Annotated in this window: 8 protein-coding genes; 4 read left to right on the forward strand and 4 right to left on the reverse strand. The window is 65.6% G+C overall.

The genetic code is table 11. From position 1 onward, the window contains the following. On the forward strand, positions 1 to 677 hold a 677-nt coding region (locus H292_RS26740; RefSeq protein ID WP_196806152.1), incomplete at its 5' end, for an HNH endonuclease signature motif containing protein. Positions 678 to 1349: 672 nt separating this feature from the next. Beyond that, positions 1350 to 2864, forward strand: a complete 1515-nt coding sequence (locus H292_RS0103715; RefSeq protein ID WP_020110469.1) for a DUF2339 domain-containing protein — start codon at positions 1350 to 1352, stop codon at positions 2862 to 2864. Between the two features lie 62 nt (positions 2865 to 2926). Here the strand turns inward: H292_RS0103715 and H292_RS0103720 are convergent, their stop codons facing one another. The 4 genes from H292_RS0103720 to trmB all read right to left on the reverse strand — a co-directional run bounded on the left by H292_RS0103720 (position 2927) and on the right by trmB (position 10373). Further along, a complete protein-coding gene (locus tag H292_RS0103720) occupies positions 2927 to 5086 on the reverse strand; it encodes an MMPL family transporter (protein WP_020110470.1) in 2160 nt (719 codons plus the stop codon). Between the two features lie 209 nt (positions 5087 to 5295). Next, entirely contained in the window at positions 5296 to 8892 is a 3597-nt protein-coding gene (locus tag H292_RS0103725) for an MMPL family transporter (RefSeq protein ID WP_020110471.1), read from the reverse strand. Beyond that, positions 8893 to 9597 (reverse strand): NYN domain-containing protein, encoded by a 705-nt coding sequence (locus H292_RS0103730; RefSeq protein WP_019665556.1) that lies wholly within the window; start codon positions 9595 to 9597, stop codon positions 8893 to 8895. It lies immediately after the preceding gene. Further along, positions 9594 to 10373: a tRNA (guanosine(46)-N7)-methyltransferase TrmB gene (gene trmB, locus H292_RS0103735; protein ID WP_019665557.1), complete on the reverse strand. Its 780-nt coding sequence runs from the start codon at positions 10371 to 10373 to the stop codon at positions 9594 to 9596. The genes H292_RS0103730 and trmB overlap by 4 nt, the downstream gene beginning before the upstream one ends. A gap of 164 nt (positions 10374 to 10537) precedes the next feature. On the opposite strand from trmB, the gene H292_RS27645 reads away from it, so the two are divergent. Beyond that, positions 10538 to 11632 (forward strand): hypothetical protein, encoded by a 1095-nt coding sequence (locus H292_RS27645; protein WP_155949754.1) that lies wholly within the window; start codon positions 10538 to 10540, stop codon positions 11630 to 11632. Beyond that, positions 11629 to 13128 (forward strand): hypothetical protein, encoded by a 1500-nt coding sequence (locus H292_RS0103745; RefSeq protein ID WP_020110473.1) that lies wholly within the window; start codon positions 11629 to 11631, stop codon positions 13126 to 13128. The genes H292_RS27645 and H292_RS0103745 overlap by 4 nt, the downstream gene beginning before the upstream one ends. Position 13129: the final 1 nt, after the last annotated feature.

Raw genomic sequence — 13129 nt, forward strand, 5'->3', positions numbered from 1 at the left:
CGGGTACCGGGCATGCAGTGACCGCGGCCGGGACCACCATCCGGATGCGTGATGCGATCCGAATGGCCTCCCACGCGGAGCAGTACCTCGCGCTCTTCGACGACGACGGCCGGCCCCTGCACCTGGCCCGCACCAAACGACTCGCCTCCGCCGATCAACGCATCGTGCTCATCGCCGCCGACCGCGGCTGCAGTTTCCCCGGCTGCACCCGTCCGGCGACGCGATCGCAAACCCACCACATCGAAGAATGGGCGCAGGGCGGGCGCACCGACATCGGGGATCTGACATTCGGCTGCGATATCCACCATCCACTGGTCGGGCCGGGAGACAACGAGTGGGCGACGACGAAAGCCGGGCCCGATCACCCCTATCCCGGGCGGACACTGTGGCATTCACCGGTCTCGGTCGACCCCCAGCGCCGCGGGCGGGTCAATCACTTCCATCACCCGGGGGAGTACATCGTCTCCTCCGACACACCCCTACCCGGACTCGAAAACCACACGACCCACACCACCGGCATCACCGACACGACCGGCACCACTCGAAACGGCGCCATCCGACCCCAGGACGGACAACCCACACACCCACCCACACCGAGCACCCCCACACCGAGCACCCCCACACCAAGGACCCCTGAAGCGAGCCCAGCGGAACAGGACCCACCACCAGGTCGATGACCACCAGCAGGCTGCCAGCGGCACACACGCTCCGCGTGTGCCGCTGGCAGTCATGCCCGCAGCAGGAACGCAATGCGCAGTAGCAAGATCAGTGCGCCACAGGGTTCATCATCGCCGCGGGCAGCCGGCAGCGGGACAACGCCGTGGCCTGAGCCCTAGCCCGAAGCCCGAGCCTAAGCCGTCGCTCGGTGCCGAGGAATTACCCACGTCGCCCGGGTAGTTCTACTCAGGACTCGGGGGTGGGCGACGACAACACTGAACCGCATGACAACACCAGGGATCGATCCGCGATTGGTTTCCGGCCTCGCGAGCCAGTTCGCCTCCTTGAGCGAGCAGATGCGCCGGGTGTCCGGCGACCTCGGCGTCCTGCAGAGCCAGCTGACTGTGCCTCGGACGGAACAGCCCAGCCCGGCTTCGCAGCCTGCGGTCCACTACCCGTCGCAGGGAGTTCCGTACGCGTACCCGGGTTCGTCTCAGCAAATCCATCCGCATGCGCCCACGCACCAGCCTGCATCCATGCATCCACAAATGCCCGTACATCCGCAAACGCCCGTACATCCGCAAACGCCGGTGCGCCCCCAGGTGCCGGCGCAGCCTCGGACGCCGGTGAGGTCTCCGGTTGCTCCGAGGCAGCCTGCGCCGAACGCGGAGCCCTGGTGGCAACGCGACGGTGTGATCAGCCGCGTACTCGCAGTCGCGGGTGCAGGAGTCACTCTGGTCGGCGTGGTCATGCTTCTCGTGCTCGCGGCACAGGCCGGATGGTTCGGCCCCGAGCTCAGGGTCGTAGCCGGGGGAGCATTCTCTGTCGCACTGGTGTACGCAGGGTCGCGGATCTACCGCAAATCCGGTGGACGGGTCGGTGGAATCGCAACCGCAGCAACAGGTATCGCCGGACTCTACTTGGACGTCGTGGCGGTGACCGTCATCTACGAGTGGCTGGAGCCCGCGATCGGACTCGTAGCGGCATTCGGGATCGCGGCGGCAGGCGTCGCGCTGGCCGTCTCCTGGCGCTCGCAACCGATGGCAGTCCTCATCCTCGCCGGCGTTGCGGTGTGTGGGCCGGTGGTCACCGGCGGAATCACGTTGTCGCTCATCGCGTTCTTCACTGCCACGTTCATCGCGAGCTTCGCTGCGCAGCTCGGCCGTGACTGGCCGTACCTCGCTGCCGTGCGGACGCTCCCCGTTGTGGTGGCCACCCTCGTCGGGATCGCTCAGGCGGTCAGCTTGGATGTGATGGGGAGCGACGCATTACCGCTCCTGATCGTATCGGGGATCGTGGCCGCGTTCGGTGTCGGTAGTTCGGTGGAGTTGTTGCGTCGCACTGCAGCCGACGTCATGGCGTCGGTGATGGCCGGAGTATCCGCCGTTCCAGTCCTCGCGGTGGGAACGCTGTTCGAGCCGTGGACAGTGACCTTGGTCGAGGGTGTGGTCGCGATAGCCTGCGTCGTCGTGATCGCGATGGTCTCCTGGTTGCCTGCCCTCGCCCGTACGATCCTGACGATCGTCGGCTCGCTTGCGTTGCTGCAGGCAGTGCTCGTACCGACGGCAACCGAACTGCGGCCGCTCGCTTTGCTGGTCGTCTCCGCTGTACTGCTCGCTACGGCGCACCGCGGAACCTCGAAGCCGGCGTACTACTCGGCCCTCGCGTTCGGCCTGTTCGGTGCACTGGGATATCTGGTGGTCTCCCCGCCCGCAGCGATGATGGATGCGCGTTATGCAACAGACGAATTCGGTGTCGTGCTCGCTGGCGTGCTTCTCGCGATCGTATCGGCCGGACTGGTAATGGTCGGTATCCAGCTGAAGATCGTGGATAAGAACGCGCAAGCGTGCTCGGTGGTTGCCGGACTGGCGTCTCTCTACGCACTGGCGTCGGCAACGGTTGCCCTCGGAGTGGCGGCGATCGGCGGAACCACCGGATTCGTCGCCGGACACTGCGTCGCAACCATCGAAGCCATGGCGATCGCGATGGCACTGCTGGCTTTCGGCCTCAAGAGCGAAAAGTACGCGCACACTGCACTGTTGGCCGGACTGTCTCTGACCGCGGTGTCCGTCGCGAAACTGTTCCTCTTCGACCTCGTGGCCTTGGACGGACTGTTCCGAGTCGGAGCTTTCATCGTTGTCGGACTGCTGCTGCTCTTCGCGGGCACACGCTACGCAAAGGTGTTCGCCGACCGCGCCGCGAGCTGAATCAGCACGACGCTACCCGTCGCGGTTCCTGCTGCTCAGGAGCTGAGACGGGTAGCGCCGGTCTATAGGTACTTCTCGCCGAGACCCAGCTTCTGTTGAAATTTCTTCATGGACTTCGGTGCCCACCAGGCGCTGTCGCCGAGCAGCTTCATGACCGACGGCACGAGGAACATCCGAATGACCGTGGCGTCGATGATGAGTGCGGCGATCATCCCGTACGCGATGTACTTCATCATCACCAAGTCCGAGAATGCGAACGACCCGGTGACGACGATCAGAATCAGCGCCGCAGCAGTGATGATTCGCCCCGAATGGGCTGTCCCGATGCGCACCGCGTCCGTGGTGCTGGCACCCTTCTCCCGCGCTTCGACCATCCGTGAGAGCAGGAACACTTCGTAATCAGTGGACAATCCGAACACGATGGCGCCGATCAACAACAGAATCATCGCCATGATCGGCCCAGGTGTGAAGTTCATCAGGCTCGCACCGTGGCCGTCGATGAAGATCCAGGTGAGGATCCCCATCGTCGCACCGAGCCCCAGGGCGGTCATGAGGACGGCTTTGATGGGCAGGACCAGCGATCCGAATGTCAAGAACATCAGCAACGTCACAACGAGGACGACGAGGACCGCCGTCAGTGGAAGTCTTTCCTCCAATGCCTCGATGGAGTCGTATTCGATTGCAGGAGTTCCGGTTACGGATACCGTCGCGCCGTCGGGAACCTCGATTCCGCGTAGGTACTCGATTGCCTCGGACGATTCGTTCCTGTCTTCGAGACCAGCTTTGAAGACGATGATGCCGTTCTTGCTGGTGCCCGTCGGTGAGAATTTCTCGACGAGACCGGGTGCCTCGTTCGCCTGCTTGGTGATCTGCCCGAGCGAAGATCCCTGCGCGCCCTCGATGACCAACTTCAGGGGCTCGGTACGTTGCCCGGGAAACAACTCGTCGAACTGAGCCTGGGCGACGCGTGTGGGGTTGTCCGGCGGCAGGTAGGTCTCGTTGATTCCGCCGAACTCGATCTTCCCGACGGGAAGAGTCAGTACCAGCAGGCCGAGAACGATGACCACGGCCACCTTGATCGGACGCCGCATGACCCAGGAAGTGAGCTTGCCCCACATCCCGTTCTCGATTTCCTCGGACGAGCGGGTCTTTCGCATGAACTTCAGACCCAACGCGTCCACGCGTGGCCCGAGAATTGCGAGGAGCGCGGGAAGCACCGTCACCGCGGTCAGGGCGGCAAGCGCAACAGTCGCAATCGACCCGTAGGCAACCGATTTGAGGAACCCGTGCGGAAAGAGCAGGAGACCGCCCAGGCTGGCCACGATCATCGTCGCCGAGAAGACCACCGTTCGCCCGGCCGTCATGACCGACCTCTTCACGGCGTCCGCGGTGGTGCGACCGTCTCCGAGTTCTTCACGGAAACGCGAGACGATGAACAGGCCGTAATCGATGGCGAGACCGAGACCGACCATCGAGACGACCGGGGCGACAAAAGTGTTCACCTCGGTGAAATCGGTGAACAGGCGCACGATTCCGTTGGCGCCGACAACCGTCAGGCCACCCACGATCAACGGCAGCGCCGCAGCGACCACACCGCCGAAGACGAAGAACAGCAGAACCGCGACAGCAGGGATGGCGAGGATTTCCATCCGGTGAATGTCTTCGGACATCGTCGACTGCAGGGCCCCTGCCACCGCCTGCAGACCGGTCACCTGGACATCACCGCCCTGGCTGTCGATATCAGGAATGTAGAACGCGTCCTTCACGTCCTGAAAGTTGTTGGTCAGCTCGGTGTCGTCGTCTCCGACGATGGCGATGCTGGCGATCGCGTGACGCTTGTCCTCGGTCGCGAGCGCCGCAGCGCTGACGACGCCGTCGACCTGGAAGTAGGTGCCGTTGATCTTGGCGATTCGATCCGGGTGGTCGGCGACGAGCGAACCGAGGCTCTTCGTCACGGCCGCGGTGAAGGCCGGATCGTCGACGGTCTTGCCCTCGGGCGCGGTGTACAGAACGATGACGTCGCCCTCGGTGTCGCGTCCGAACGTGGAGTCGGCGAGCGTAGCCGCAGCCACCGATTCCGAACCTGGATCGTCGAACCCGCCCTGGCTCAGATGGTTCTCGAAACCCACTCCGTACGCAGCCATCGCGAGGAGGCCCGCGACCATCACACCCAACACCGTGTACCGCCAGCGATGGACGAGATCTCCCCAGGTGGCGAACACTCAGTCTGCTCCTCGTTGTCGTCGAAAATCGGCCACCGACGCCGACGAACGTGCAGCGTGGCGGGGTCCTAGGGGACAACGGCCGAGAATGCGCCGACGTTCCGATCGAGCGTTGTGACACCGAACAATGCTGCCCGACGAATCTGTGGCCGAACACGACGAAGGCCACCCGAGCCGCCTCGGGTGGCCTTCGACAAGGTGAAGATTCGTTACTTGCGACGCTCGCGCGCCAACAGCTCGCTGACGCTCAGTGTCTGACGGCTGTCGCCTCCGCGGTGTCGACCGCTGTCCGGGTCCTCGGTACTGGAAATACCGTCGGCCGGGGCAGTCTGTTCGTCCGAACGACGTGACGAACCTGCCGGACGCTCGTCCGGTGTCGGTGTCGGTGCCGGCCACGACCTGGTCGACTGATCCTCCGGCGCTGGGGTGCGTGGAGCATTGCGCGTCGAAATGTCGTAGCGAGCCCGGGGAGCGGCCTGCGTGCGCGGCGGCGTCGGCTGTTCCGGTTGCGGGGTCTCCGGGCGTGACGCTGCAGAAGAAGCCTCGGCGTCACGGCTCTGATCCTGCGAGTACCCGCGAATCCCGCCGGTCCTCGGCGCGGTCGGCCCTGCTTCCGGCGGCCTGCCGGTGCCGCGCGCGCCATACGCCGAGCCGTTGGAGCCGGCGGAACCGTAACCCGAGCCGTTGGAGCCATGGCCGGAACCGTTGGAGCCTTCAGTGGAACCGTTGCTGGAGCCGTATCCCGAGCCGTTGCTGCCCGACGCGGAGGAACTGCGGCCGTTCGAGCCGTTGCCGTTCGAGCCGCTGCCGTTCGAACCGCTGCCGTTCGAGCCGCTGCCGTTCGAACCGCTGCCGTTGACGCCGGAGCCGTAGTAGCTGTTTCGTCCGGAGCCGTTCGTGCCCGAGCCGTTCGTGCCCGAGCCGTTCGTGCCCGAGCCGTTCGTGCCGGAGCCATGTGTGCCGGATCCGTTCGCGCCGGAGCCGTTGGTTCCCGAGCCGTTCGGTGTTGCGCCGTACGCAGCTGAACCGTTGCGGCGTGGTTCGTCCGACCGACTGGATGCGTTGACGGACGTCCGGTCGGCGTCGGCGCGGGTGTTGTCCGTTGTCGAGCCGACGGGAGCCTGCGTTTCAGGTTTCGGCGCCTCGGGTTTCGGCGTTTCGGGTTTCTGTGGCTCCGACGGCGCACGAAGGTCGGCCAACCAACTCTCGATGGACCGTGGGTCGGGGGAGGAGCTTCGGTTGCTCTGTGCGCGGACCGGTTCGCGCTTCGGAGGTTCGGGCCGCGGCACCGGTGGAGGTGTCGGCCTCTCGACGGCGGGTTGCTTCTGGGTAGCCGGCGGCAGGGGGCTGGGAGCGGAGCCTGCGGAGTGACCCGAGAGGCCGGGAGCGGAGCCTGCGGAGTGACCCAGGGGGCTGGGAGCGGAGCCGGCGGAGTGATCCTGAGTTTCGGGGGCTGCGGACGGCCTGCCGGTGGCGGATCGGCGTTCGTCCTCCCGGGCGGCGTGCGTTGCGCGGATCGGCCCGGATCCTGTCGGCGCGACGACGGGGATCGGTTCGGTCAGTGGTTCGCTTCGGCGCGGGGCGTTGCGCACCGGGGGTGCGACGGGAGCCGGTGCGCCTGCGGTGGCGAGTTCGGGGACGTCGGTAGGCATCAGTTCGTCCTCGAGGATGGTCTCGCCGAGGCCGAGCTTCTCCTGGATTCGCTTCATCCATTTCGGTGCCCACCAGCAGTCGTCGCCCAGGAGTTTCATGGTCGCCGGGACGAGGAACATGCGGATGAGGGTGGCGTCGATGATGAGCGCGGCGATCATTCCGTAGGCGATGTACTTCATCATCACCAAGTCGGAGAACGCGAATGCGCCGGTCACGACGATGAGGATCAACGCCGCCGCGGTGATGATGCGTCCGGTATGCGAGGTTCCGACGCGGATGGCTTCGCTCGTGGACGCACCTCTCTCCCGGGCCTCGACCATGCGTGAGAGCAGGAAGACTTCGTAGTCGGTCGACAATCCGAACACGATCGAGATGATCAACACCAGCACCGGGGCCATGATGGGCCCGGGTGTGAAGTTCATGAAGCTGGCGCCGTTGCCGTCGATGAATATCCACGTCAGGATGCCCATCGTCGCGCCGAGTCCCAGCGTCGTCATGAGCACAGCCTTGATCGGCAACACCAACGATCCGAACGTCAGGAACATCAGCAGCGTCACGACGAACACGACGAGTATCGCCATCAGCGGCAAGTTGTCGATGAGGGCCGCGATGGAGTCCTGTTCGATCACCGGAGTGCCGGTGATCTGCACCGACGAGCCCTCGGGGACATCGATGCTGCGCAGGTAGTCGATGGCGGGCTTCGAGTCGTTTCGATCGACGAGGCCTGCCTTGAAGACGATGATGCCGTCTTTGCTGGCGCCGGTCGGGGAGAACTTCTCGATCAGGCCGGGAGCCTCGTTGAGTTGGCTGGTGATCGCAGCGAGGTTCGGACCCTGCGCGTTCTCGATGACGGCCTTGATCGGCTCGGTGCGCTGGCCGGGGAACAGTTCGTCGAACTCGTTCTGGGCCTGGCGGGTGACGTTGTCCGGCGGCAGGTAGGTCTCGTTGATGCCGCCGAACTTGATGTTGCCGACGGGCAGCGTCAGCAGAACCAGGCCGAGGACGATGGGAATCGTGACCTTCAGCGGGTTGCGCATGACCCACCGGGTCAGCTTTCCCCACATGCCGTTCTCGATTTCCTCGGACGACTTGGTCTTGCGCATGAACTTGAAGCCCAGCGCGTCGACCCGTGGACCGAGGATTGCCAGGATGGCAGGCAGGATCGTGACCGCGGTGAGGGCCGCGAGGGCCACCGTCGCGATCGATCCGTAGGCCACCGATTTGAGGAAGCCCTGCGGGAACAGCAGCAGGCCGCCGAGGCTGGCGACGATCATCGTCGCCGAGAAGACGACCGTCCGACCCGCGGTCATGACCGACCGTCGAACAGCCTGCTTCGTCGAATAGCCGTCACCGAGTTCCTCGCGGAATCTCGACACGATGAACAGTCCGTAGTCGATCGCGAGACCGAGTCCGACGAGCGAGACCACAGGCGCGACGAAGCTGTTTACCTCGGTGAAATTGGTGAAGACCTTGACGATGCCGTTGGCGCCGACGACGGTCAGGCCGCCCACGATCAGCGGAAGGGCCGCGGCGACGACGCCACCGAAGATGAAGAACAGCAGCACTGCGACAGCCGGAATGGCCAGCAGCTCCATGCGGTGGATGTCGCCCGCCATGGTCGATTGCAGGGCACCCGCGACGGCTTGCAGTCCCGTCACCTGCACGTCGACGCCGTCTATGTAGAAGACGTCCTTGACGGCTTGAAAATTGTTGGTGAGTTCGGTGTCGTTGTCGCCGAGCATCGCGATGCTGGCGATCGCGTGGGTGCGGTCTTCGGTCGCCAGGGCATTGACGCTGACCACACCGTCGACCCGGAAGTAGGTGCCGTTGATCTTCTCGATCTGCTCGGGGTTGTTCGCGACGAGCGAGTTGAGACTGTCGGTGACCTTGGCGTTGAACTCCGGATCGTCGACGGTCTTGCCCTCGGGCGCCGTGTACAGCACGATCACGTCGCCCTGTTTGTCGCGGCCGAACGTCTGATCGGCGAGGCGCGCGGCCTGCACCGACTCGGAGCCCGGGTCGTCCCAACCGCTCTGGCTCAGGTGGTCGTTCAGGTCGAGGCCGTATGCGGCGAAGCCCAGAAGCGCGGCCACCATGACTCCGATGACCGTGAACCGCAAGCGGTAGACGAGATCTCCCCATCTGGCGAACACTTAAGAAACTCCTTGGCGCCCGACGAGCAGGGCGGACAGTGGGCGGAACGGCTGCAACCATGCGCCCTCGTCCGGGAGCGAGTCCAGGCTCACCCGTGGCAGAGGCTCACGGAAGACGCCGGGGATGTCCTCGAGGTCGAGGAATTCCAGCGTCTCCGACGTCACCGCCCAGCTTGCGTGCTCACGGAATCCGAGCACCTGAACGGGTACGCCAGTTGCAGCGATGTCCTCCAACGGCTCGCGAAACGCTTGTCCGTCCGCAGACGCGACCATGACGCCGGCCAGCCCGCCGCCGCGATTACGCAGCTCGATGTGGTCCAGCATGTCGGCGTCGACATCACTGTCCTCGTCGACCTTCGGCTTGGCGAACACCGCGAAACCCACGTTACGCAATGCTTCGACCCACGGTCTAACCACATCGGCGCTGCCAGGGGCGATGTTGGTGAACACCGTCGCCTCGGGTTCGAGCGTCGACGTGCCGGTGGCGGACAGTTCCGCCGTCCGTTGAAGCAGCCATCGGCCCAGCGCATCGAATCGCGGGCGGTAGGCAGCCGTCGGCCGACCGCCGAGAATCGCGCCGAGGCCCATGTCGAGATTCGGCGCATCCCACACGAGGAGCACTCGTCTGGTGTGTCGAGTATCACCCGTGTCGATGTTCGGGATCGGGGCCAGCGACGTGTCGACGCTCTGCTCGCTGTACGTCATCGTGGACTCTTCCCCCATATCAGCTCCGTCACCGAGCTACCCACCAATTGGGCTTTGCCCTCGAACTTGGTGACGGGCCGCTCGTGTGTCATCGGAGATTCCCAGTCGAGAACGGTCAAACCGGGCTCTGCGTTCCCGGCTTCGGCAATCCACTCCGCATAGTCTGCGTGATCGGTCGCGACGTGCAGTACTCCGCCAGGTTTCAGACGGTCGACGATCATCGCGAACGTGGGGGCCTGCAACAGGCGGCGCTTGTGGTGACGCGCCTTCGGCCAGGGGTCGGGGAAGAACACGCGGACCCCGGTCAGCGACTCGGGCGTCAACATGTTCTCCAGAACGTCCATCGCATCGCCGCGGAGCAGCCTGATGTTCTCGATGTCGTCGCGCTCGATCTGCTGAAGGGTCTGAGCCAACCCGGGCCGGTAGACCTCGACCGCCATCAGGTTGACGTGCGGCTCGGCCTTGGCCATGGACGTCGTGGCAGTTCCGGTTCCCGATCCGATCTCGAGGATCGCCGGAGCGGAACGACCGAACCAGGCGTCGACGTCGATCTTCTCGTCGGCGACGTCACGGCCGATGCGCGGCCACAGCGAATCCCACGTGGCCTGCTGGGCATCGGTCAACGCGCCGCGCCTGGACCGGAAACTGGTGACGCGCGGGTACAGCCGAGAGCCTCGATTCGACTCTCCACCGGCCACGTCCGGCGTGTCCGGGGTCTCCGAATCGAGATGTTTGGCTGTGCTCCGTGCGTCGTTCACCGCACCATTGTCGCGCATCGACGGACTGTGTGACAGGTGGGTCTCGAGTTGAAGTTGAGACTTGTCGTGAAGGCGCAGGCCAGAGCCCGCGACCTCACGCCCGTGTCGCCGAATGTGTGCCAGAATTGCCCGGCGCGACGGGGTGGGGACCGCGCACGCGTGACGATGTGAAGGGGGATCACATGGGTGGGGACAGTGCGGGTGGGGACAGTGCGGGTGGGGACAGTGCGGGTGGGGACAGGGTGGGTGGGGATCGCGAGGTGGGTGGGGATCGCGAGATCTCGGAGGGTCGGGTGCGAGCGCTCGCTCCGAGCGGAACCGTGCTGCGGCGGGAGGTCGATGCCGAGGCGGATGTGTGCTTTCGGGACATCCGCATCCAGGTGACCGGACGCGCAGGCGTCGGGAAGACGACGGTTCGGTCGGTGCTGGCGGCCCATCACGAGCTGCGCACGATCGCGGCGTCGATCGAGGAGACGGCGTCGATCGATGTCCCGCGGGTACCGGATCCCGAGCTCGACGGCGATGTCGTCGTGTACGTGGTGGCAGGGGACGCCCAGGTCGTCGACGTCGACGCGGCACAAGGCACACGCGGCGTCGTGGTCCCCGTTCTCGCGAAGGCAGACGCAGTGGACCGCCTTCAGGACGTCGTCGACGGTGTGTCGACCAAGCTGGGTTGCACTGTCCACCCGCTGATGGGAACCATCGCGATCAGTGTCATGAACGGCCGGCCGTCGACGTTCGACACGCTGCGAGAGTCGGCCGCGTCGGTGACGCCGGAGATGCTGCTGACTCCCGAGCGGTTCCTTCGAGCCGGCATTCCCATGTCGAAGCAATCGCGGGCCGAACTCGTCCGCAGTGTCGAGGTGGCGGGAGTCGGCATTGCTGCACGGGCTCTGACGGAGTCTCCCGGGATGGACGACGTCACCGTTCGGTTGCTGCTTGCGGAGAAGAGTGGAGTCGACGCCGTCGTGAAAGCCGTCCGGCGAGCAGTGGACGACGTTCGCGCCGCACGACAGGGTCGGTTGTTGCTTCGGCTGAACCAACTCGCGGCCCGGCACCAGGAGTCGATGGAGGTCGAGCGGTATCTGGCGTCCGACGAAGCCGTGTTCGCAGGCATGCGGGCGGCTCTGCACACCCTGGGCGAAAGCGAACACCCCAACCCGACCCTCGCCACCGTCCGCTCCTGGCGCGAACGCCGCGACACCGCACTCGAACCAGCGGTTGCGCGAGCAGCGACCGCTGTCGGCCGCGGGTACCTGAGGATGCTGTCGCGGTGATCGACCTCCCGAGCGACATGGACGGCGTGATCAAGCGGTGGTACCCCGCAGGAGTCGACGAGATCGCCTCGGGCCGAGCCGCGGATCCCGTAGGGGTGTTCGTGCACGGTTCGAGCGGAGCCGGAGTGTCCGCCGTCGACGCGCAACTGGACCTGTGGTCCGTGGACGGGGTCGACCGGGCGCCGGACGTCGAGTCGGCAGCGGTGGTCCTGTTCGTCGTCGACGCATCGGCGCCCATCGGCCGGACAACACTCGCCGCTCTTGCGCCGGTGCTCGAATCGACGGCAACCGGCGTTCTCGTCAACAAGGTCGACGCACATCGCGGCTGGAGGGACGTGGTTCGTTCGGTCACCGAGTCCATCGCCGAATTCGTTCCGCGAGCAGTGGACGTCGCGGTGCTGCCCACGTCCGCTCTGCTCGCCGAAAAGGCTCGGGCAGTGCAGGATCCGCTGACTCGTACGACGATGGTCGAGGAATCGGGAATCAGGGACGTCCTCGATTTCGTGGAGAGCGCCGCAACGCAGCACACCGAGGTTCTCCGACGACGCAAGTACGACGCGGCCGTTCGGCATGCCGCGGCCGGGGCGCGGCAGCGGATCGTGGACAAGGCCAGAGCGGTCACGAGCGCGTCGAACACCGCCGCGCTGCGTGCCGAACGAGCCCGGTTGACCGATGTTCGCGATCGGACCAGGGCAGAGCGGACCGCCGCGCTGCGGACCGGACTGCAACTCGCTCGCGCGGAATCGGTGCACGATGTGTCCGAGGCCGTTCGTGAATTCGCCTCGTCCGCACGACAATCGATCGATACTGCCGGCCGGTCCGAGCTTCGTCACCTCCAGCCGGAGATGACAGCACGGCTCGACGCGGTCGCGTCCACGGTCGACGCGCGGTTGTCCGACAGGCTCCGCGCGATCGACATCGATCTGGAATTGTCCGTCGAGCTCCCTGCGGTCACCGGTTCGCCACTCGCGCACCCCGAACCGTCGATTCGGCGCGGAGGGGTCGAGGACAAGATGATGATCGTCCTCGGTGCGTCGGCGGGAGTGGGGCTGTCGCGGCTCGTGGTGTCGCCGCTGTCCGTCGTCCCGGCGCTGGAGATCGCGGTGATTCCGTTGTCACTGCTCTTGGGCGCGTTCTGTGCGTGGTGGCTCGTCGGGTCGAGGAAGCTCGTCGCGGACCGGGCTCACCTGAGAACATGGGTCGCCGACGCGTCGGCCGCGGCGAGGTCGACGCTGGAGCAGCGTGTCCTGGCCCGAATCCTGACCGCCGAATCCGCGTACTCGGCCGCCGCTCGCGAGACCTCCCGCGCAGCTGCGCGGGCTGCGGACACAGAGCTCGAGAGAGTCGAAGCGGAGCTGCGGGTGGTGTCGGAGAACCGCGCATCCGTGCTCGCTGCGTGCGACCGAGACCTCGCGGCGCTGGACCGCGGCGCCCTGAGGTTCGCCGCCGGTGGACGCGAGGAACCGGAGACGCCGCCGATGCGTCTGAACCAGTAGA

Source organism: Rhodococcus sp. 114MFTsu3.1, from assembly GCF_000383555.1.
GTDB classification, from domain to species: domain Bacteria; phylum Actinomycetota; class Actinomycetes; order Mycobacteriales; family Mycobacteriaceae; genus Rhodococcoides; species Rhodococcoides fascians_E.